Source organism: Streptomyces aculeolatus (genome assembly GCF_020400605.1).
Lineage (GTDB): Bacteria > Actinomycetota > Actinomycetes > Streptomycetales > Streptomycetaceae > Streptomyces > Streptomyces aculeolatus.
Map to the genome: position 1 here is coordinate 14,951 of NZ_JAINRD010000025.1, position 20,544 is coordinate 35,494.

The 20,544-nt window shown below is 74.3% G+C and carries 20 protein-coding genes; 11 read left to right on the plus strand and 9 right to left on the minus strand.

What is annotated here, in order from left to right:
- Positions 1–61: 61 nt before the first annotated feature.
- Positions 62–703: a hypothetical protein gene (locus tag LG396_RS31640; protein WP_225797387.1), complete on the plus strand. Its 642-nt coding sequence runs from the start codon at positions 62–64 to the stop codon at positions 701–703.
- Positions 704–774: 71 nt separating this feature from the next.
- Positions 775–1,461 (plus strand): DsbA family protein, encoded by a 687-nt coding sequence (locus LG396_RS31645; protein WP_225797388.1) that lies wholly within the window; start codon positions 775–777, stop codon positions 1,459–1,461.
- 64 nt (positions 1,462–1,525) lie between these two features.
- Here LG396_RS31645 and LG396_RS31650 read toward each other — a convergent pair whose 3' ends face one another.
- From LG396_RS31650 to LG396_RS31660, 3 genes are all read right to left on the minus strand, one after another.
- A complete protein-coding gene (locus LG396_RS31650) occupies positions 1,526–2,176 on the minus strand; it encodes a DUF305 domain-containing protein (protein WP_372483596.1) in 651 nt (216 codons plus the stop codon).
- Positions 2,173–2,802, minus strand: coding sequence for a thioredoxin-like domain-containing protein (locus LG396_RS31655; RefSeq protein WP_100300395.1), 630 nt, complete (start codon positions 2,800–2,802; stop codon positions 2,173–2,175). The genes LG396_RS31650 and LG396_RS31655 overlap by 4 nt, the downstream gene beginning before the upstream one ends.
- A gap of 151 nt (positions 2,803–2,953) precedes the next feature.
- Complete coding sequence (locus LG396_RS31660; protein WP_225797389.1) at positions 2,954–3,517, minus strand: hypothetical protein; 564 nt, start codon at positions 3,515–3,517, stop codon at positions 2,954–2,956.
- A gap of 325 nt (positions 3,518–3,842) precedes the next feature.
- Between LG396_RS31660 and LG396_RS31665 the strand changes: the two genes are divergently transcribed.
- The 3 genes from LG396_RS31665 (at position 3,843) to LG396_RS31675 (ending at position 6,592) form a co-directional block, all read left to right on the plus strand.
- Positions 3,843–4,799 (plus strand): arsenic resistance protein, encoded by a 957-nt coding sequence (locus tag LG396_RS31665; protein ID WP_225797464.1) that lies wholly within the window; start codon positions 3,843–3,845, stop codon positions 4,797–4,799.
- 102 nt (positions 4,800–4,901) lie between these two features.
- A complete protein-coding gene (locus LG396_RS31670) occupies positions 4,902–5,339 on the plus strand; it encodes an NfeD family protein (protein ID WP_018838484.1) in 438 nt (145 codons plus the stop codon).
- Positions 5,340–5,440: 101 nt separating this feature from the next.
- On the plus strand, positions 5,441–6,592 hold the full coding sequence (locus LG396_RS31675; RefSeq protein ID WP_225797390.1) for an SPFH domain-containing protein: 1,152 nt from the start codon (positions 5,441–5,443) through the stop codon (positions 6,590–6,592).
- A gap of 30 nt (positions 6,593–6,622) precedes the next feature.
- On the opposite strand, the gene LG396_RS31680 is transcribed toward LG396_RS31675, so the two are convergent.
- The 6 genes from LG396_RS31680 to LG396_RS31705 all read right to left on the minus strand — a co-directional run bounded on the left by LG396_RS31680 (position 6,623) and on the right by LG396_RS31705 (position 11,652).
- A complete protein-coding gene (locus LG396_RS31680) occupies positions 6,623–7,672 on the minus strand; it encodes an ABC transporter ATP-binding protein (protein WP_225797465.1) in 1,050 nt (349 codons plus the stop codon).
- Positions 7,673–7,845: 173 nt separating this feature from the next.
- On the minus strand, positions 7,846–8,730 hold the full coding sequence (locus LG396_RS31685) for an ABC transporter permease (RefSeq protein ID WP_372483597.1): 885 nt from the start codon (positions 8,728–8,730) through the stop codon (positions 7,846–7,848).
- Positions 8,727–9,530 (minus strand): molybdate ABC transporter substrate-binding protein, encoded by an 804-nt coding sequence (gene modA, locus LG396_RS31690; protein WP_225797466.1) that lies wholly within the window; start codon positions 9,528–9,530, stop codon positions 8,727–8,729. The genes LG396_RS31685 and modA overlap by 4 nt, the downstream gene beginning before the upstream one ends.
- 45 nt (positions 9,531–9,575) lie before the next feature.
- Positions 9,576–9,962: a TOBE domain-containing protein gene (locus LG396_RS31695; RefSeq protein ID WP_186543098.1), complete on the minus strand. Its 387-nt coding sequence runs from the start codon at positions 9,960–9,962 to the stop codon at positions 9,576–9,578.
- 156 nt (positions 9,963–10,118) lie between these two features.
- Positions 10,119–10,838 (minus strand): SDR family oxidoreductase, encoded by a 720-nt coding sequence (locus LG396_RS31700; RefSeq protein WP_100300389.1) that lies wholly within the window; start codon positions 10,836–10,838, stop codon positions 10,119–10,121.
- A gap of 10 nt (positions 10,839–10,848) precedes the next feature.
- Positions 10,849–11,652, minus strand: a complete 804-nt coding sequence (locus LG396_RS31705; protein WP_225797391.1) for a helix-turn-helix transcriptional regulator — start codon at positions 11,650–11,652, stop codon at positions 10,849–10,851.
- A 265-nt stretch (positions 11,653–11,917) separates the two neighbouring features.
- Here LG396_RS31705 and LG396_RS31710 point away from each other — a divergent pair, with 265 nt between their 5' ends.
- From LG396_RS31710 to LG396_RS31735, 6 genes are all read left to right on the plus strand, one after another.
- Entirely contained in the window at positions 11,918–13,879 is a 1,962-nt protein-coding gene (locus tag LG396_RS31710; RefSeq protein ID WP_225797392.1) for a serine/threonine-protein kinase, read from the plus strand.
- Between the two features lie 84 nt (positions 13,880–13,963).
- A complete protein-coding gene (locus LG396_RS39495; protein WP_263979823.1) occupies positions 13,964–16,477 on the plus strand; it encodes a discoidin domain-containing protein in 2,514 nt (837 codons plus the stop codon).
- A gap of 127 nt (positions 16,478–16,604) precedes the next feature.
- A complete protein-coding gene (locus LG396_RS31720) occupies positions 16,605–17,219 on the plus strand; it encodes a hypothetical protein (RefSeq protein WP_225797393.1) in 615 nt (204 codons plus the stop codon).
- Between the two features lie 56 nt (positions 17,220–17,275).
- Positions 17,276–17,725 carry a GNAT family N-acetyltransferase gene (locus tag LG396_RS31725; RefSeq protein WP_225797394.1) on the plus strand — a complete coding sequence of 150 codons (450 nt, stop codon included), beginning with the start codon at positions 17,276–17,278 and terminating at the stop codon, positions 17,723–17,725.
- Positions 17,726–17,816: 91 nt separating this feature from the next.
- Complete coding sequence (locus LG396_RS31730) at positions 17,817–19,166, plus strand: WD40 repeat domain-containing protein (protein WP_225797395.1); 1,350 nt, start codon at positions 17,817–17,819, stop codon at positions 19,164–19,166.
- A 94-nt stretch (positions 19,167–19,260) separates the two neighbouring features.
- Positions 19,261–20,361 carry a hypothetical protein gene (locus LG396_RS31735; RefSeq protein ID WP_225797396.1) on the plus strand — a complete coding sequence of 367 codons (1,101 nt, stop codon included), beginning with the start codon at positions 19,261–19,263 and terminating at the stop codon, positions 20,359–20,361.
- Positions 20,362–20,544 lie beyond the last annotated feature (183 nt).

The window sequence follows — 20,544 nt, forward strand, 5'->3', positions numbered from 1 at the left end:
CGTAGCCACGGGGGAGACCGGCACCGGGGGCGCCCGGGGTGCTGGTTAGGCTGCGACGACCATGACCGCCCGTACCCGCCCCGTGCCGGCGCCGGGGCCCGCGCGCGCACCCGCGCCCGCCGCCGCACCCGCCGCCGCACCCGCCGCCGCGCTCACGCCCGCGCTCGCCGCCGGCTGCGTGCTGCTGCCGCAGCTCGGCGCGGCGCTGCCCGCCGGGGTGCTGCGCGCCCAGGGCTGCCTGTGGCTCTTCGCCGTGGCGGCCGTCGGCGGCTGGCTGGTCGCGGGGCGGCAGCGGCGTACCGGCACGGGCGGCCTCGCCGCCGTCGTCGCCGCGCAGCTCGCGCTCGACCTGCTGTGCGTGCTCTCCGCCCCCGGCCTCGGCGGCCCGGGGCACCCGCCGTGGGGACTGCTCGCGGCGCAGGCCGTCGCGCTGCTGATCTCCGCCCGCCTGCTCGGCGCCGCCGACGCGCTGCTCGCGCGCGGGCGGACGCTGGTCGCCGAGGTGCGCGCGCACGTCCTCGCGCACCGGCTCGTACGGGCCGCGCACCCCGCGTACGCGCCGCCCCGCCCGCCTCTGCCCGCCGCCGGGGCGCCGGTGCGCCGGCACCGCGGCCCGGCCCGGCTGCGGCTGCGCGCGCCCCCGGCGTACAGCCTGCTCCCCGCCCGGCCGCCGGGTCCGGGCCGCTTCGCCCCCGCCTCCTGACGGACGCGGACGGGGACGCGGCGCCGGCCGGCGCCGTCCCGCCGTCCGCCCGCACCCGTCGTGAGGAACCCATGCCCGAGAAGCCCGCCACCCAGAGCCGCAACAAGAAGAAGCATCTCTACGCCACCGTCGTCATCTCCGCGGTCTTCCTCGCGGTGTTCGCCCTCGCCGCCGCCTTCCTGCCCGGCGACGACTCCCCCACCGACGCCGCCCCGGCCGCCGACCCCCGCGTCGTACGCGCCGACAGCCACCGCCTGACCTCGCCCGCCGACAGCGAGCTGACCCTCGTGGAGTTCCTCGACTTCGAGTGCGAGGCGTGCGGCGCGTACTACCCGGCCGTCGAGAAGCTCCGCGAGCGCTACGGCGACCGCGTCACCTTCGTCGCCCGCTACTTCCCCATGCCTGGCCACCGCAACGGCGAACTCGCCGCCCGCACCGCGGAGGCCGCCGCCCGCCAGGACAAGTTCGACGAGATGTACCGCAAGCTCTTCGACACCCAGGCCGAGTGGGGCGAGGCCGGGGAGTCCGAGGAGGACGTCTTCCGCGGCTTCGCCCGCGAACTGGGCCTGGACATGGCCCGCTTCGACCGCGACCTGGCGGACCCGCGCACGGCGAAGCGCGTACAGGCGGACCAGCGCGACGGCCTCGCCCTCGACGTCCAGGGCACCCCGACGTTCTTCCTCGGCGGCGAGAAGATCTCCAACCCGCAGACGTACGAGGACTTCGCCGCCGCCCTCGACGAAGCCCTCGCCCGCTGACGTACTCCCGACCGGGACCGGACCGGCCGGGCCGACCGGGACCGACCGGGGCGGCCCGGGCCGGCTACGGCTTCACGATCCCGCCGCGCTCCTCCAGCATGTCCCGCATCAGCTTGATCTCCGACTGCTGCCCGCGCAGCGTGGTCCCCGCCAGCCGCCGCACCACCCGCGTCTCCACGACGGGCTCCGCCATCTGCGACATCTGCACGCCGCCCCGGTGGTGCGCCGTCATCAGCCGGAGGTACAGCACCTCGGCCTCCTCGCCCTCGGCCGCGCCCAACCGGCGGATCTGGGTGTCGGTGGCCATGCCGGGCATCAGCGCGCCGTCGCGGGCCTCGAAGGGCATCTCGTGGCCCATCCAGGCCATCGGCGGCCCGCCGGACGACGCCGGCAGCTCCCACTGGTCCAGCCAGCCGAGGAGCATGCCGCGCTGGTTGGCCTGGGTGTTGACGATGTCGTACGCGAGCCTGCGCACGTCCTCGTCGTCGGTGCGGTCGCGCACGATGAGGGACATCTCCACCGCCTGCTGGTGGTGGACGACCATGTCGCGGGCGAACCCGGCGTCCGCGGAGGCGGTGTCCGGGACGGCGGGGCCGTCGTCGCCGTCCGCGCCGGTGGCGAGGACGGCGAGGAACGTACCGCAGACGAGGACGGCCGCGGCCAGCGCCGCCAGCGGCCACCGCAGGGCGCGCCAGGGGACGGCGGCCACGGTCACGCCGGCTTCCCGCCGGTGCACGCGGCGCCCTGCTCGGGGGTCTGCGGGCCCTGGACGTACTTGTCGAAGAACTTGCCCACCTGCGGGTCGTCCGCCTTCTCGACCGTGAGCTGCTTGCCCCAGGCGGTCAGCGTGATCGTGCCGGTCTGCTCGGCGTGCGGGCTCATCAGCGAGTACGGGGTCTCACCGACGCGCTTGGCGAGCTTCTCGATGTCCGCCTCCTTCGCCCCGTCGCCGTACGTGACCCACACGGCGCCGTGCTCCAGGGAGTGCACGGCGTTCTCGTCGCGTATCGGCTCGTCGTAGACGTCGCCGTTGCAGTTCTGCCAGGCGCCGTCGTGGTCGCCGCCGGCGGGGGGAGTCATCTTGTAGTCGACGTCCTCGGTGACGTGGTTCTGGTCGAGGTCGTCCCAGCTCTGCTCGCCCTTCAGCGGCGCCGCGGCGGCCTTCTCGTCCTCCTGGGCGCTGTCGACGATGAAGTAGCCGCCGACGGCCGTGGCGATCACGACGACGGCGGCGGCGAGGTAGGTGAGCTGCTTGCTGCGGCGCTCGCGGGCGGCTTCCTTGCGCCGCAGCTCCTCGGCGCGGGCGCGGCGGGCGGCGGCTTTGGACTTGGCGGAACCCATGGTGCGGACCCTTCTCCCCGGGCCGCTCGCGGACACGGAGGTACGCGGCCGGGCGGCGGGGCGTGTTCGTCGGAGTGGACGGAGTACGTGATCCGCGCACGCACCGGCGCCGCGGGGCGGCGGGAGGTTCAGGGGTGCGCGGGGGGCCGTCCTAGGTCCGCTGGACCTGGAGTTCGTGGAGGTCGGGGGTGCCGCGGGCGCCGGGTGGGGACGCGGTGACACCGGCCTCCGCCGGGGCACCCGTACCCGCGGCGAACGGCGGGCCCGCACCGGGCGGCGGGCAGGGCCCGGGCCCGGAGGACAGGGGCGTGGCGGGGGCGCGCTCGGACGCGGCGGGGCAGTCCTCTGCGGGGGTGCCGGGGGTGTGGGCCTCGGCGCAGGAGACGGGGCGGGGAGCGACGGCGGGGGCGCCGTTCCCCGCGGGGGCGTACGCCTGGCTGCCCGCAGGCGGGCCGTCGGCCGGGAGTCCGTCGGCCCGGGGGGCGTCGGACCGGGAGGCGTCCGGCCCCGGCCCGTCGGGCCGTAGCACCGCCTCCAGGACGTCGCTCTGCGGGGCGTTCGCCCGCAGGACGAGGCCGTGGCCCGCGGCGCCGCCGGACCTGCCGGCGTCGGCGCAGGCCGCCGCACCGGCGAGGAGGCCGACGAGGACGAGGACGCAGCCGAGCAGGCGGAGGCGGCGCTGCGCGGCGTCCGGAACCCTGCGTGGCCTGGTCATCGCCGCGCATCGTAGCCCGAGCAGGAGCGCGGCAACACCGCGCACCGTGCCGGGCCGCCCGGCGTCGGCAACCCTTGCCCGCCGCCCGGAGCCCCCTGCCGCCGCCCGTCGGCGGTCGGACGAGCGACACCGGTCGCATCGGCCCGCTACGGGGGCCCGCGGCAGGAGCCCTGCCCGCCTCCGCTGCTCCGAGGGCTGCCCGCACCCCCGGCGTGAGCTGGTCGGCGTCTACGGTCGGGGGGAGAAAAAGGTGCCGGTCGACCGGCCCGTTCCGTACCGTCCGCAGGAGCACCGCGTGCCGCAGCCGCCCGGTTTCGTCGCCGCCATGGAGCGGCACCAGGTCGCCGTCTACCTCGGCGCCCTCGCCGCCGGCGGGCTCCTCGGGTGGGCCGCGCCCGGGGCAGGGCCCGGGCTGGAGCACGCCATCAACCCCGTCCTCGCCACGCTGCTCTACGTGACGTTCCTCCAGGTGCCCGCCGCGCAGCTGCTCCGGTCCCTGCGCGCCGGGCGGTTCCTCGCCGCCGCGCTGGTCGTCAACTTCGCCGTCGTCCCGCTGGTCGTCGCGGCGATGTTCGCGTTCCTCCCCGGTGAACAGGCCGTCCGCATGGGCGTCCTGCTCGTCCTCCTCACCCCCTGCATCGACTACGTGATCGTCTTCAGCGGCCTCGCCGGCGGCAGCAGCCGCCAACTCCTGGCCGCCACCCCGCTCCTGCTCCTCGCGCAGATGGTCCTGCTCCCCGGCTACCTGTACCTCTTCATGGGCTCCGACCTCGCCGACATCGTCGAGGCCGGGCCCTTCGTCGAGGCGTTCGCCGTGCTCATCGCCCTCCCCCTCACCCTTGCCTGGCTCACCCAGGCGTGGGCCGCCCGCCGCCCCGCCGGGCGGAGGACCGCCGACGCCGCGGGCACCGCGATGGTGCCGCTGATGGCCGCGACGCTCGCGACCGTCGTCGCCTCCCAGGTCCCGAAGGTCGACGACAGCGTCGGCGACGTGGCCCGCGTGGTGCCGTTCTACGTCCTCTTCCTCGCCGCGATGGCCTTCGCCGGCCTCGGCGTCGCCCGGCTGTTCCGGCTCGACGTCCCGGCGAGCCGCGCGATCGTCTTCACCGGCGCGACCCGCAACTCCCTCGTCGTCCTCCCCCTGGCCCTCGCGCTGCCCGACCGGCTCGCCGCCGCCGCGGTGGTGGTCGTCGCCCAGACCCTGGTCGAGGTCGTCGGCATGGTGGTGTACGTACGCCTCGTGCCCCGGCTGCTGCCCGACGGCGTACGCGCCGGGGCGTGACCGAGACGTGACCCGCGGCGCCCAACCCGCCTGAACTCGCCTGTTCTGCCCCGCATTTCGGGGAGGTAGGTTGGAAGCAGTCCCCCGAGGGAGGCTGACGCGATGCCGTGGATCGTCTGGCTGCTCGCCGCCGCGGCGCTCGGCGCCGCCGAATTCTTCACGATGACACTGGTCTTCGGCCTGCTGGCCGGCGCCGCGATGGTCGCCGCCGTGGTGGCCGGGGTGGGCGTCGGCGCGCTGGGGCAGTTCGCGGCACTCGGGGCGGCGGCGGCCGCGGGGCTCGTCGTCGTACGGCCCGTGGCGCTGAAGCACATGCGGCAGACCCCGCTGACCCGCGACGGCAGCGACGCGCTGCTCGGCGCGCGGGCGGAGGTCGTGCAGGAGGTCACCGCGACCCGCGGGCTGATCAAGCTCTCCGGCGAGGAGTGGTCCGCCCGCGCCCTCGACGAGACCGCGGTGATCCCGGTGGGGGCGCTGGTGGAGGTCATGGAGATCGAAGGCGCGACCGCCGTCGTCTACCCCCGCGAGCTCCTCCCCTGAACCGCACCGAACAGCGCTGAACCGCTCCACCGCAGAACCGTCGCAGAACCGCCGAACCGCAGCATCGCCGAACCGCAGCACGCACAGCCAACGGAGGAAGTGTGGACCCGGTCGTCATTCCGATTCTCCTGGCGGCGCTGGTCGTCGTCTTTCTCGTGTCGAGCAGCGTGCGGGTCGTCCCGCAGGCGCGCCGCTACAACATCGAGCGCTTCGGCCGCTACCGCCGTACGCTCCAGCCCGGCCTGAACTTCGTCCTGCCGGTGGCGGACCGCGTCAACACCAAGCTGGACGTCCGCGAGCAGGTGTACTCGTCCGACCCCCGGCCGGTGATCACCGAGGACAACCTCGTCGTCAACATCGACACGGTGCTCTACTACCAGATCACCGATCCGCGGAAGGCCGCGTACGAGGTCTCCGACTACCTCCAGGCCATCGACCAGCTCACCGTCACCACCCTGCGCAACGTCATCGGCGGCATGGATCTGGAGGAGACCCTCACCTCCCGCGAGGAGATCAACGCCCGGCTGCGCTCCGTCCTCGACGACGCCACCGGCAAGTGGGGCATCCGCGTCAACCGCGTCGAGATCAAGGCCATCGACCCGCCGCACAGCATCAAGGAGGCGATGGAGAAGCAGATGCGCGCCGAGCGCGACAAGCGCGCGGCGATCCTGCACGCCGAGGGCGAGCGGCAGGCGAAGATCCTGACCGCCGAGGGCACGAAGCAGAAGGACATCCTGGAGGCGCAGGGCGCGCAGCAGGCCATGATCCTGCGGGCGGACGGCGAGGCGCAGGCCGTGGAGCGCGTCTTCCAGGCCGTCCACCGCAACAACGCCGACCCGAAGATCCTGGCGTACAAGTACCTGGAGACGCTGCCGCACCTGGCGAAGAGCGACAACAACACGTTCTGGGTGATCCCGGGCGAGCTGACCGAGGCGGTACGCACCGTCACCACCGCCTTCGGCGACAAGTCGGCGCCGGGCCTGCCGCAGGCCGCGCAGGCGAACGAGGCGGCGACGGCGGCGACCGCTTCGACGGCTTCGCCGGCCGGGGCGCAGGACCCGGAGGCGGGCAAGGGCGCGACCCCGGAGCTGGAGGCGGCGCCGAAGCCGGCGCTCGACGCGGTCGCGGCGGCCGTGGCGGCGGCGAAGGTGGCGGACGCGGCGGTGAGCGAGGCCAAGGCGGAGGCGGAGGCGGCGAGTTCGCCGCAGGCGCCGAAGCCGAACCGGAAGAAGGCGGCGGACGCGGACGAGTAGGCGAGCCGTGTTCCGGCCGCGCCGCCGGGTTCAGGCCGGGTACGCGCGGGTCTGGGTCGCCTTGACGGCCGCCCAGACCGTGGCGCCCGGGTGCAGGTCGAGCTCGGCGGCGGAGGTGGTGGTCAGGTCGGCGGCCAGGGGGAGTTCGCCGCTGAGTTCCGCGCGGATCCGGTCCGCGTGCGTTTCGAGGCCGGCGACCGCGCAGCGCCAGAGGTTGCGGGCGCTGGAGCCGGTGGGCCGGTCCCGGTGCAGGGTCACGGCGCTGGGCGGGAAGGCGACGAAGACCGGCCCGGTGAGGTCGTCGGCGGTGGTGATCGCCGGTCCGCCGTCGAGGTCGACGGTGTGCCCGCGGGCCCGCCCCCGGTAGAGGTTGAGGCCCACGAGGTGGGCGATGTAGTCGGTACGCGGGTGGCGGGCGATGTCCGTGGGCACGCCCTCCTGCACGACGCGGCCGTCCTCGATGACCACGAGCCGGTCGGCCAGCACCATCGCGTCCAGCGGGTCGTGGGTGACGAGCACCGCGACGGCCTCGAAGTCCGCGAGGTGGCGGCGGAGCTGGGCGCGGACGTCGAGGCGGGTACGGGCGTCGAGGGCGGCCAGCGGTTCGTCGAGGAGCAGCAGCCGGGGGCGGGTGGCCAGGGCGCGGGCGAGGGCGACGCGCTGGGCCTGGCCGCCGGAGAGCCGGCGGGGCTTGGCGGCCGCGTACTCCGCGAGGTCCATCCGCGCCAGCCAGCCGGCGGCCTCGGCGCGGGCCTCGGTCTTGGAGGCGCCGTGGCAGCGAGGGCCGAAGGCGACGTTGTCCAGCGCGCTGAGGTGCGGGAAGAGCAGGTAGTCCTGGAAGACGACGCCGACCGGACGGTCCTCCGGGGGCGTACGGTCCAACTCCGCGGCGTCGAGGCGCAGATGCCCGTCGGTGAGCGGGACGAGCCCGGCGAGGGCACGCAAGGCGGTGGTCTTGCCGGCGCCGTTGGGGCCCAGGAGGGCGACGACGTCGCCGGGGCGGGCGGTGAGCGCCACGTCGAGCCGGAAGGCGCCGCGCTCGACGACGAGCCGGGCGTCGAGCCCGTCGCCGCCGCGCACGGGATCCTTCCCCCGCACCGGAACTCCGCCGTGGGCCGCGCCCCCTCCGCGCACGGGATCTCCGCCCCGTACCGGATCTCCTGCGCGCACCCGATCTGCGCCCCGTACCGGGTCTCCCCCGCGTACCCGGTCTCCGCCGCGTGCCACGTCTCCTCCGCGTCCCGCATCGTCGCTCATGCCGAGGTCATCCAGCGGTCCCGCAGCCCCGCCAGCACCGCCACCGACACCGCGAGCAGCACCAGGCTCAGCGCGATCGCCGCCTCCGGGTCGCTCTGCAGCGCGAGGTAGACGGACAGCGGCATCGTCTGCGTACGCCCCGGGAAGTTGCCCGCGAACGTGATCGTGGCGCCGAACTCGCCCAGCGCCCGCGCCCACGCCAGCACCGCCCCGGCCGCGATGCCCGGCGCGACGAGCGGCAGGGTGACGCGGCGGAAGGCGGTGAAGCGGGAGGCACCGAGGGTGGCGGCGGCCTCCTCGTAGCGGGGGTCCGCGGCCCGTAGCGTGCCCTCGACCGCGATGACGAGGAACGGCATCGCCACGAACGCCTCGGCGACCACCACCCCCGCGGTCGTGAACGGCAGCGTGACCCCGAACCAGTCGTCCAGCCACCGCCCCACGACCCCGTTGCGCCCCAGGGCCATCAGCAGCGCCACGCCGCCGACCACCGGCGGCAGCACCAACGGCAGCGTCACCAGCGCCCGGACGAGCCCGCGCCCGGGGAACTCCACCCGCGCCAGGAGCCACGCCAGCGGCACCCCGATGACCAGGCTCAGCGCGGTCGCCGCGGTCGCGCACACGAGGGAGAGCCGCAGCGCCTGCCACACCTCGGCGCTGGTCAGCAGCTCCGGCATGCTGCTCCACGGGGCGCGGAGGAGGAGGGCGAGGAGCGGCAGGACGAGGAAGGCGAGGCCGAGCAGCGCGGGTACGAGCAGGGGCAGCGGCGCACCGCCGCGGACGCGGGTCCTGTTCCTGGGGCGCCGGACGGGGGCGGGGCCGCCGGCCAGGACGTCCCGCGGGCCGCCGCTCCCGCTCCCGTCCGCGGCGGAAGGGCGTGTCACGGCTTGAGGAACCCGGCCCCGGTCAGCACCTTCTGCCCCTCGGCGGACCGCACCAGCTCGACGAACGCCTCGGCGGCGGCGGTGTTCGGCGCGTCCTCGAGCAGCGTGATCGGGTAGTCGTTGATCGCGTCGGCCGACTCGGGGAAGTCCACGCCCTCGACCTTGCCGCCCGCGGCCTGCACGTCGGTCTTGTAGACGACGGCCGCGTCGGCCTCCTTCAGCACCACCTTGTTGAGGGCGGACTTGACGTCCTCCTCGTACGACACGGGGGTGAGCTTCAGCGAGCCGGCGTCCAGGGCCTTCTGCGCGGCGGACCCGCAGGGCACCGCCTCGTCGCAGAGCACGACCTTCAGGCCGGGGTCGGTGAGGTCCTTCAGCGAGGCGACCCCGTCCGGGTTGCCGGGGAGGGTGGCGATCTCCAGCCTGTTGCGGACGAAGGTCTCGGGGGTGCCGGCGGCGGCGCCCGCGTCCGTGACGAGGTCCATGGTGGTGGGGCTGGCGGAGGCGAAGACGTCGGCGGGGGCGCCGCCGGTGATGCTCGCGGCCAGGGCGTCGCTGCCGCCGAAGCTGAACGTCACCTTCGTACCGGGGTGGTCCCGCTCGAACTGCGCGCCGAGTTCCTCGAAGCTCTCGGTGAGCGAGGCGGCGGCGAAGACGGTGATCTCACCGGACAGCTCCCCGGAAGCGGAGCCGGCGCCGTCCTTCCCCGCATCCGAGCCGGATCCGGAGCCGTCGTCGGAGTCGGAGCAGGCGCTCAGCACCAGCAGGGCGGCGGCGCCCACGCCGGCCGCCAGAAGCACGGGACGGTTGCTGCTACGGGTCCTCACAGGTCCACTCCCTGACGTCTACGGCCGCTCGACGACCACGTTGGTCGACTTGATCACTGCCACCGCCGGCACCCCCGGCGCCAGCTCCAGCTCCTCGGCCGACTCCCGGCTGACCATGGACACCACCCGGAACGGCCCCGCCTGGATCTCCACCTGCGCCGAGACGTCCCCCATGTGCACGTCGGTGACGATCCCGGCGAAGCGGTTGCGGGCGGAGGACCCGGTGGACGTGCGCTCGGTCGAGCGCACGTCCCGCGCGTACGCCGCGAGCGCGGCCCCGGGGATGATCCTGCGCCCCGCCTCGTCGCGCTCAGCGGTCAGCTTGCCGGCGTCGACCAGGCGCCTGACGGTGTCGGCGCTGACACCGAGCAGGGCGGCGGCGTCTCCCATCCGATACGTATGCATGCGTCGATAATAGTGCCGCACCTGCAAGGAGAAAGTCACGCATGGTCAGGCACATGCAAATCAGTAAGGGGATCCAGCTCGCAAATGCGTGAGAACGAAGGCGACCGGCCGTTCGCCGAAGGCGAGGTGGCCGCCGATACGCCACGCCGCGTTCGCTCAGATCAGCAGGCCGCCGGTGGCGCGGAGGTTCTGGCCGGTGATCCATGCGGCGTCCGGGCCCGTGAGGAACGCGACCACCGACGCGATGTCCGCCGGGTCGCCCAGGCGTTGGAGTGCGGTCATGGCCGCCGTCCGGGTCAGGGCCTCCGGGGGGTTCGTGGCGTGGAGGAGGTCGGTTTCCGTGGCGCCGGGGGAGACCGTGTTGACCGTGATGCCGCGGGGGCCCAGTTCGCGGGCGGCGACCTGGGTGAACTGCTCCAGCACCGCCTTGCTCGCGCAGTACAGGGCGTGACCGGGGGCCGGGACCACGGTGTTGAGGGTGGAGATGTTGACGATCCGGCCGCCGTCCGGCATCAGGGCCGCCGCCTCGCGCATCGCCAGCGCGCCGAACCTCGCGTTCGCCGTCATGACCCGGTCGAACTCCGCCGCCGTCAGCTCCGCCAGCGGCATCCGCGGGTTGACGGCGGCGTTGTTCACCAGGATGTCGAGACCCTCGCCGACCGGGGCGAAGGCGCGGGCCAGGGCGTCCGGTTGCTCCTGGTCCGCGCGGACCGCCCGGGTGCCCGGGACGTCGCGTACGACCTCCTGCGCCGCCTGCTCGTTCTCCTTGTACGTGAAGACCACCCGCGCCCCGTCGCGCGCCAGCCGGGTCACGATCGCCCGGCCGATGCCCCGGGAACCGCCCGTCACCAGTGCCGTCCTACCGTTCAGCAGCATGCGCCGGACGCTATCCGGGCGCGGGCTCCCGGTATTGAAGGTTTGCGCACAGCGCGGTGGGCGTCAGGCCCGTCAGCTCCCGTACGTCCCGGGTGAAGTGCGGCTGGTCGGCGTAGCCGCAGGTGGCGGCGATGGCGGCGAGGTCGTACGAGGGGGCGGCCAGCCGGCCGACGGCGTGCTGGAGGCGGGCGATACGGGCCACCTGACCCGGCGGCATGCCGATCTCGCGCTGGAAGCGCAGCTCCAGGTAGCGGCGGCTGACCCCGAGGCGGGCCGCCAGCGCGGGGACGGGGATCCGGCGGCCCGGGCGCTGGAGCCGGGTCCAGGCCGCGCCGGCCGGGGTGTCCGGGCTGCCGGTGCCCGCCTTCAACCACGTCTCCAACGCCCCCGTCAGCACCCCCAGCCGGTCCTCCGCCTCCGCCAACCGCTCCGCCAGCTCCTCCTCCCGCCGCCGCCCCAGCACGTCCGCCAGCTCCACCGTCGCCCCCACGAACTCCCGCGCCGGCACGCCCAGCAGCGCCGCCGTACCCGCCGGGGTGAGGCCCACGGTGACGCCCTCGCGCCACCGCTGCGTCGTGTGGATCCCGTACGCGGAGCGCGCCCCCGTGACGAGGCGGTCGGCGCCCGTGACGTCGATGACCAGCACCGTGGCGTTGACCGGCAGCAGGCGGTGGCGCACGGCCGCGCCGCCGCCCGCGCGGAACGCCGAGCAGCCGACGACGTACGGCGCCAGGCGGGGCGGCGGCATACGGACCACCGACTCGCACTGCTCCGCCTGCGACCGCACCGGGATGGAGTGCACGTTCACCACCACGATGATTCCTCAAGCCGCTCCACCCCGCCCAGCAGCCCACACGTGTTGATCACCCGCGTGACCGGTCGTGCAGGCGGGACCCACGGCGGCCCCGGGCGGAAGGTGTCATCCGGTCAGCCGTCCGATCACTTCCGGCCAGAGTGCGGCTGCCGATGCGGGCGACTGTTGAAAGCTCTGGTGACTCTGCGCACAGTCCTCCTTACACAGTAGGTTCGGTCCGGCGCGTGGCGCCGGTCGTGTCCACAGGGTCGAGCGGGGGTTGATTTTGCGTTCCGGAGAGGAATTCGCCGGCCGCTACGTCCTCAAGGAGGTCATCGGCACGGGGCGCGGCGGTGATGTGTGGCGGGCCCACGACACGGTGGTGGGTCAGGACGTCGCGCTGAAGCCGGAGCGGACGGACGGCGAGGGCGAGACGGCGGTGCGCCGACTGTTGGGCGAGCCGCGGGCCATGGCCAAGTTCCGCGACCATCCTCACGTCGTGACCCTGTACGACGTCGTCACCGTGGCGCCGGAGGGCGGCGGGGGCGGCGGGGGCGACGCGGACACGTACTGGTTGGTCATGGAGTACGTGCCCGGCGGCGGCCTGGACCGGCTACCACCGGTCTCCCCCGAACAGGCGGCCCGCATCGGGGCCCAACTCGCCGACGCGCTGGTCGCCCTGCACGAGGAAGGCGTCGTCCACTGCGACATCAAGCCCGCGAACATCGGCCTCACGAGGCGCGGCGACGCGAAGTTGCTGGACTTCGGAGCGGCCTACCGGGTCGGCGGCAGCGAGACCATCACGTTCAACGGCCCGTTCAGCTACACACCGGACTACGCAGCTCCTGAACTGGCCCGGGGCAGTGTCCCCCGGCCGGTATCGGACGTGTTCTGCCTGGCGGCCACCCTCTGCGCCCTGGTCACCGGTGCGCCGCCGCGTGGCAGCGAGCCGGAGGAGAGGGAGGGCGACGGCCACCAGGAGGAAGCGGAATCCTGGGAGAACACCCGGAGCCTGAGGCACTTACAGGCCGAGCAGGGCTTCGTCGAGTTGGACGCCGACGCCGTGGGACCGCTGTACCCCGCGCTCGCCTCCATGCTCCGGCACAACCCCCGGCAGCGCCCCGACGCCGCGGAGGCCAAGCGACTGCTGGAGGACGTCGCCGCAGCCGGCCCCCGAGCCTCGAAGGACACGGCTACGGCACTCGGGGACGCTGCCGCCGCCGACACCCTCACCAAGCGCCGTCGCCGGCCACTGCTCGCGGCCGCGCTCGGTGTCGGTGCCGCGATGGCTCTGGCGCTCGTCTTCGTAATCGGCGGCGATGGTGGGGACGGCGGGGACGGAAGGCCCGCGTCCGAGGACCGCCGGAGCGGACAACCGGGGGCGCAGGCCCTGATCGGCAGCCCGCACACCGCGGACGTGTGTGCCCTCGCCGACACCTCCGTTCTCGAACAGTTCGCAGACGAGGACGTCCGCAAGGATGTGGACTACGGGAACTTCGACCGCTGCGACGTGCTGGTGGGCGTCGACGACAAGACCCGGATCGATGTGTCGATCCGCCTCCTGCAGAGCTCGCCGCCCCAGGGGGCCGAACCCTTCCGCACGATCGGGAGGATCAACATCGTCGAGGACGAGCCCGAGAACGACGAGTGCAGCCGGCTGCTGACCACCGGCGGCAGCACCGGGGAAACGGTGGTCCAGGTCCGCGTCAACATGGGCGAAGGCTCGGTCAACGGCGGCAACGCCACCCTGTGCACGGTCGCCGAAAGAGCCGCTGTGAGCGCGGCCGAGGTCCTCGACGCCGGTCCGATCCCCCGTCGTACACCGGCCTACCCGCAAACCTCGCTGGTCTGGGGGAACGCCTGCAAACTCCTCGACGCCACCGCGCTGTCCGCCGTTCCCGGCCTCAGGGCCGACGTGCCGGACGCCGCAATCGCGAACTGGGGCTGCGAGTGGTCGAGCACCATTGACGAGCTCGACGCAGGGGTGAGCTTCTTCCGGGACCAGCCCGGCTCCGCTCAGGAAGGCACGGTCCTCACACTCAGCGGGTATCGCACGGTCGTCAAACCGAACGACGCAGGCGACACCTGTAGCGCGCTTGTCGAGCACCACAGGTACAAGGGCCAGGATGCCGTGACCGCCGCCGAGATGGTGCGCCTCGACGTCCACGGCGAGCGTCCGACCGAGGATCTCTGCGGGATGGCGGAGGACCTCGCGGCATCCGCCGCCGCCCGGCTCCGCGCGGGATGAGCCGGGCCGTCGCGATCTACTCCCCGGCGGTTCGCAGGGGTTACAGTCGGGGCCCCGGACCGCGGCGACGGGAGGCATCCCGCTATGGCGACCCCGACTCCCTTTCCCCGCAGGCGGTTTCTCCTCGCAAGCGGGGCCACCGCCGCCGGGCTGGCCCTCGGTACGCCATGGGTCGGTGCCGCCGCAGCCGGGGCCGGGCCCGAGGCTCTGCTCTACCACCGGCTCCTCCTGCGGCACACCCGCTGGGTCGAGACGCAGTGGGACGCCGACGCGGGGCGCTACCCCCTCGCCGACTTCCGCTTCGTCAGCGTCCTGGGCAACGCGGTGCTGCTCACCCACGGCACGTACGACGCCGATCTCGCGGGCGTCGACCGCGACACCCTCGCCGACCACACCGTACGGACCATCCGGCACTTCGCCGCCACCAACTTCTGGGCCACCGGCGCGAGCTGGGGCGGCGGCGGGTACGAGTGGGGCGGGCGGGTGTTCTGGGACGGGACGTTCGAGTCGTACTTCACCGCCGCCGCCCGGCTGCTGTGGGACGAGCTGGACGCGGCCACCCGCGCGCACGTCGACGCCATCGCCGTCCGCGGCGCGCAGTACGTCGCCGGCCTCGGCGCCGGCGAGGATCCGCGCAGCGGCGGGTGGTCGTCCAACGGGCTCGCCGGCGGCCACCGCGGCGACTCGAAGATCGAGGAGATGGGCGCCAAGTCGATGCCGCTGGCCACCGGGCTGGCGTACCACCCGGACCATCCGGACGCCGGCGCCTGGCGGGAGTGGCTGACCCGGTGGCTGTCGAACATGACCGGCCTGCCCTCCGCCGACCGCGAGAACGGCACCCTGATCGACGGCCGTCCGGTGTCCGAGTGGAACACCGCGCAGAACATGTACGAGGACCACGTCGTCGAGAACCACGGCACCTATGCGCCCATGTACCAGCAGTCCACCGGCGCGTACCCCGGGCGCAACGCCCTCCACTTCCTCATCGCCGGCGCCCCGCTGCCCGAGGTGCTCGCGAAGCAGCCCAACGCGGACGGGCTCTGGCACACGATGACGCACCTCGGCACCGCCGCCGGGCTGTCCGCGCACCCCATGGTCAACGACCGCTACCACCTCTACGGCCGCGACGTGCTCCCCCTGACCTGGCGCCGCATGGGCCAGGCGGACCCGTACACCGCCCGCTCCGAGGTGCTGCTCGCCGCCCATCTGGAGCCGTATCTCGCGTACCCGCCGGAGAACCGGCTGACGAAGTTCAGCGGGGAGCCGAAGTACGAGCCGGAGGCGCGCGCGGAGGTGGCGACCGCCTACCTGCTGCACGTCTGGCGCGACCGGCTGCACGGCGACGTACGGCCCGTCAGCGAGGCCCGCTACTGGGCGGGCGTGGCCGGGACCACGGACTACGGCGCCGAAGTCGGCCTCGTCGCCCACCAGTCGGCGCGCGCGCTGGCGATGGCGGTGAGCAAGGCGGGGCACGTGAAGTTCGCGTTCCTGCCCGAGCACGACGACTGGCTCTTCGACGTCACGGGTGCGGCCCCCGCGTTCCTGCCGGGCACGGCGCTCGCGGTCACCGGCCGCCGCGTCGCCCGCTACACGCGCGCCGGCGACGGCTTCGACGGCTCGGCGACGGTGCTGCGCTTCGAGGCGGGTGCCGCCGGCTACGCGACGCTGCCCACCGGCGCGGTCGTGTACGCCACGTCCGGCCTCGGCGCCGACGAGGGGCGGCTGCGGCTGCACACGCTGGCCATGCCCGGCGTACGCGGCCTCGACGGCGACCGTACGTTCCACGGCCCGGGCGGCTCCGTCACCCTGGCGCCGGACGGCGGCGACGGCGGGGTGGACGAGGTGCGCTTCCCGGCCGTCGCGGCGCGGCACATACGGATCCTCGGCGTCCGGCCCGCGACGCAGTACGGCTACTCCCTCTGGCACGTCGAGGCGTACGCGACAGGCACCGACCCCGGCTCCGATCCCGGCGCCGACCTCGCCCGCGGGCGCCCCGTCACCGCCTCCTCCGCCGACCCCGCGTACCCGCCGCAACACGCCACCGACGGCGACCCCGCCACCCGCTGGGCCGTCTCCCGCGCGGAGCGCCCGCGGGCCGACAGCTGGCTGGCCGTGGACCTCGGCGCGGAGCACCGGGTGGACCGCGTACGGCTGGGGTGGGAGGCCGCGTACGGCGCGGAGTACCGCGTGCAGGTGTCCGCCGACGGCACCGAGTGGCGCGACGCGGCGGCGGTGCCCGCGGGGCACGCCTTCGCGGGGAACTGGCTGAACGTCGACGACCGGGCCGGCTTCGTCGTACGCGGCGGAGGCGCCCCGATCCGCGTGACGGCCACGTCCGTCACCCTCGCCCCCGGCCCGCCCGCGCCGCTGACGGCCGTCGCCTACCCCGCCCAGCGCGCCCCCCGCACCCGCGCCCTCGCCGCCGCCCCGCCCCCGACCACCGACACCCCCGGCGTGACCGCCGCGCTCGCGGACGGCTACCTCGCGGTCTTCAACCTCACCGACACCGCGGTCCGCGCCCGGGTCCGCACCCCCGACCGCACCGTCACCGTCGACCTGCCCGCCGCCGGAGCCGCGGTCCTGCCTCCCGGCTCCTGAAAGTGACGCCCGCTACAGCGGGATCCCCGGGGCGGGGGGAGAATCCCCCCAGGGCGGGAGCAAGCTCGGGTACGGGCGCAAGCGCGCGGAAACGGGGAGGTCCGGGGTGGGGCGGGGCAGGAGTGCCGTGGTTGCCGTGTGTCTGGGTGCCGTGCTCGTGGCGGGGTGCGGCACGGAGAGCGGTTCGAAGGGCGATCCGGGCCCGGGGCCCGGCGCGGGCGCGGCCGAGGCCGCCGGCAGCGCGTCCCCCTCCACCGCCGAGGAGTACGAGGCGGCCGCCCGCGAGGAGCACGACAGCGCCTGGCCCGCGATCGCCGAGAAGTGCCGCGCCGTACCGTCGGAGCCCACCGCCGCGGCGAGCGGGAGCCCGGCCGACGGCAGCGGTCCGCAGCCCGAGAACCCGAAATATGCCGAGAACCACGCCTACAAGCAGACCACCGACATGTCCCCGGCCGAGCAGTGCCGCGGCGAGGCCCACGCCGCGCTGATCGGGGCCGCACTCAAGGACGCGGCGCCCGCCGACCTCAGGGACGAGCGGCGCACCCTGCGCCTCATCGAGGGCCTCGGCTACGCCCGCGACACCGTCGGCGCGCGGCAGGCCGGACCGGACGCCGTCGCGTGGAACATTTTCGTGGCCGGGGCCGGCCCGTGCATCAGCGGCAGCACCGGCCCCGACGGCGGCATCGAGGTGCACGGCGCGTACCTCGAAGGCGGCTGCGTCGAGCCCGTCGGCGGCCACTGACCCCGCAGCGGACCCGGCAGTTGACGCGCCTACCCCCCGCGGGGTTGGCTGCCGGGGTGTCCGATCTCCGCTTCACGCAGCCGGTCGAGGACGACGCGCTCAAGGACTGGCGCCACGTCCACAACGTGACCATCCCCGCACACGAGTTGTCCCTGGACGACGTACGCGAACGCGCGCGGCGCCACCACCTGGAGGTCGCCCACCTGGGCGGCATCCTCGTCGGTTGCAGCACCGTGCGCCCGCCCGAGGACGACGACGACACGCGCACCGCCACCGTCATCGCCCGCGTCCTGGCCGAGCACCGCCGCCGGGGCATCGGCACGGAGTTGCACGCGCGAGGGCTGTTCAAGGCCTGGGAGCTGGGTGCGGAGCGGATCGCGACCGTGGTGCTGGCGTCGAACGACAGCGGGCTGCGGTTCGCGCACGAGCACGGCTATGTCGAGACCGAGCGCTACGTGCTCCCGGGCGAGACCGCCGAATGGATCGACATGCGGCTGGCGCGCTGACCGCTCCGCGCAGCGCTGAGCGCGGTGAGCGCGCCGGGCGCTGCGCCGAGGTCTCCCGCAATCCCTCTTTTCCGACAGTGAGGTTCCGCCGTTGTCCACCGATCTCTACGGCATACGCGTCCTCGCGCTCGAACCCGAGCGCCGCCAGGTGACGTTAAAGGTCTTCGTCGTCTACTACGACACGGAGGCCAAGGGGCACCCGCCGCTGCCCGACGAGCCCGGCTTCTTCCTCCACGTGCTGTGGCAGCAGGGCCGGTGGGAGCACCCGATAGGGGAAGCGGTCACCGTGGACCAGATCCTCGACGAGGACTGGGTGAACCTCCACAGCCGGTGGTTCGTCGAGCGGGCCGAGCGGACCTCGACCGCCAACCACCCGCCATGGGACGAGGACTTCGAGCGGCTCCACGACTTCTACTACGAGCGGATGGGCGGCTGGCAGGACGAGGACCTGCTCGTCCAGGCCGAGTACGACGTGCGCGTGACCGACCCGCGCTGGCTGGAGCAGCTGAGCGTCGGGGACGCCTGGGGCACCGCGTCGTACCGCATGGCCGCCGACGACGTACGCTCCGACGAGGCGCCGCACGTCCCCGACCTGCGCAATCCCGTCACGCTCACGCCGTTCGAGGGGCTGGCGGAGGAGGCCGGCACGCCGGGCGGGCTCGCGTTCTCCGACGACGGCCGCTTTCTGGCGGTCGCCAGCGACGAGGACGGTCTTGTGGTCTACCGCACCGGCGACTGGACCGAGCACGCCCGCGCCGAGGACGTGGAGGCGGGGATCTTCCCGCAGCTCGTCTGGGTGCCCGGGGAGCACGTGGTGGCGCTGACGGAGTTCGCCGGGGAGGGTCAGTGGGCGTACGACGTGGCCGCCCGCGGCTCCGTCGACGTACCCCGTCAGGAGGGCAAGCTCAGGTCCCGCACGGGGCGCTACCGGGTGGAGTACGGCGAGGGCGACTGGTTCGACGCGTTCACCGGCGACTCCGGCAGCGCCGAGGAGGTCGTGCCCGCCGGCGCGGACGACGTGGAACTCGTCGTCGAGGCGGCGGCGTTCACCCTGGACGAGTCCCGGCTGTTCGCGGCGGGCATGGGCCCGGACATCCACGTCCTGGACACGTCGGGTCCGCGCGTCGTGGACACCATCACCGGCATCGGGGAGCGGGTGGGCGGTCTGGCGGTGAGCCCGGACGGCGCGTACGTGGCGGCGACGGTCAAGAACGGCCGGTACTACGAGCCCGCCGAGTTCGAGCTGTGCGTCTGGCGGGTCGCCGACCACCGGATCGTCACGCGCCGCCGCGGCGGGCGGTACGGCGGGCCGCTGGCGTGGTCGCCGGACGGCCGCTGGCTGGCCGCCAACGTGACGACGGGCGACGACGGCTTCGGCGGCGAGACACGCGTCTTCCGCATCGGCATGCCCACCGCCCCACCGGCGGACCTCCTCGCCTGACGCCAACGGCAGCCGGCGGCCGCAGCTACGCACCCCGGCGAACCTGCCCCCGGGCGGGCTTCAGATGTCAGTGGTGGCGGGCAGACTTGGCCGCATGCGTACGGTGTACAGCGGCGAACTGCACGTCAGCTACATGCAGTTCTACGTGGACAGCCGGCGGGAGTTCGGCGAGGAGCCGTGGGACTCACGCGCCGGCCAGCGGAACGGGCTGTGCGGGGCTGCCGTGCCGGGGTTCCTGTTCTGCACCACCGGGCTGCACACCGGCCGGGTCGGGCTGACCGTCGAGGTGCACGAGGATGCGCCGCCCGTCGCCGAATGCTGGGAGGAGGTCGTCGAGGTCTCCTTCCGGCCCACCTCGTCGCGGACGTCGGTGGTTCCGTGGGGCGACGGGGAGCTGTGCGCCGCGGAGCTGCCGGAGACCGACCACCGGGTGCGGTACTGCGCGCGCGGCATGGACGTCGAGTGGGACGCGGAGTCGGCCGTGCTCGACGGTGGCCCGCCCGTCGACCACTATCTGCTGCAGTTCTGGCCCGCCCCGCCCGCCCCGGAGCTGATCGTCCGCGAGACCTCCCGGCAGGCGGCCTACTGGCACGGCGTCGCCCGCGGCCTCCCCCCGCCTCCCACCGCCGAGGAGCTGGCCGAGGCCGAGCGTCGCAGGCAGGAGGCGAAGGAGCGCGAGCGCGCGGAGGCCCGTGAGCGGGCGGAGCGGCGGCGGTGGGGCGGGCGGATACCGAGCGAGCGGGTGCTCGCCGCCGGGGGCAACGTGATGATGCTGGTGCGGCTGGACCGCGACCTGATCGACGTGGTCGACGCCGCGGGGCCGGCGGCGCAGCGGGACCTCGCGGGCTGGGCCGCCCGCCGGGCGCTGAGCGCGGCCGGTCTGGACCGTGTCGGGTGGATAGCCGCGGGGCTGGACGCCGTGGACCGGGGGGAGGCCCTGGCGGGCCCTCTCGCCGACCTGACGCGCGCCTTCGAGCGGCTCTTCGCCGACCCCGACGTCCCGCACACCCTCGTGGACTCCACGGACGGCAGCTGCGACAACGTACTGCAGCAGGCCATGGCGCTGCCCGCGCTCTTCGGCGCCGCCGAGCCGAACCCGCTCAGGGCAGCTCTGGACGCCCTCTCGCACGCCGCCGCGACCTGGGGAAGTGCGTACCCGGACCTGTTCGCCGAGACCCGCGCCCGGCTGTCCTGAGCCCTCGCGCGCCTTCGTCGCACCCGTGTCTGTCGCCCTCCCAGCCGCGCTGACCACGGGTTCCGTCGCGTAAACAAGCCCCGCACACCCGTTGACCCCCATGTGGACCCCGTGTATACCTGCCACATGCACGGTGGATCCACCGCCGGTACGGCTCGTCCCCTGGCCCCGATGTGTGGAGAA

What these genes read in the sequence shown, in the direction of transcription:
- LG396_RS31640 (WP_225797387.1), top strand. Translation starts at nt 62, where the DNA reads ATGACCGCCCGTACCCGCCCCGTGCCGGCGCCGGGGCCCGCGCGCGCA.
- LG396_RS31645 (WP_225797388.1), top strand. Translation starts at nt 775, where the DNA reads ATGCCCGAGAAGCCCGCCACCCAGAGCCGCAACAAGAAGAAGCATCTC.
- LG396_RS31655 (WP_100300395.1), bottom strand. Translation starts at nt 2,802, where the DNA reads ATGGGTTCCGCCAAGTCCAAAGCCGCCGCCCGCCGCGCCCGCGCCGAG.
- LG396_RS31660 (WP_225797389.1), bottom strand. Translation starts at nt 3,517, where the DNA reads ATGACCAGGCCACGCAGGGTTCCGGACGCCGCGCAGCGCCGCCTCCGC.
- LG396_RS31665 (WP_225797464.1), top strand. Translation starts at nt 3,843, where the DNA reads ATGGAGCGGCACCAGGTCGCCGTCTACCTCGGCGCCCTCGCCGCCGGC.
- LG396_RS31670 (WP_018838484.1), top strand. Translation starts at nt 4,902, where the DNA reads ATGCCGTGGATCGTCTGGCTGCTCGCCGCCGCGGCGCTCGGCGCCGCC.
- LG396_RS31695 (WP_186543098.1), bottom strand. Translation starts at nt 9,962, where the DNA reads ATGCATACGTATCGGATGGGAGACGCCGCCGCCCTGCTCGGTGTCAGC.
- LG396_RS31700 (WP_100300389.1), bottom strand. Translation starts at nt 10,838, where the DNA reads ATGCTGCTGAACGGTAGGACGGCACTGGTGACGGGCGGTTCCCGGGGC.
- LG396_RS39495 (WP_263979823.1), top strand. Translation starts at nt 13,964, where the DNA reads ATGGCGACCCCGACTCCCTTTCCCCGCAGGCGGTTTCTCCTCGCAAGC.
- LG396_RS31735 (WP_225797396.1), top strand. Translation starts at nt 19,261, where the DNA reads ATGCGTACGGTGTACAGCGGCGAACTGCACGTCAGCTACATGCAGTTC.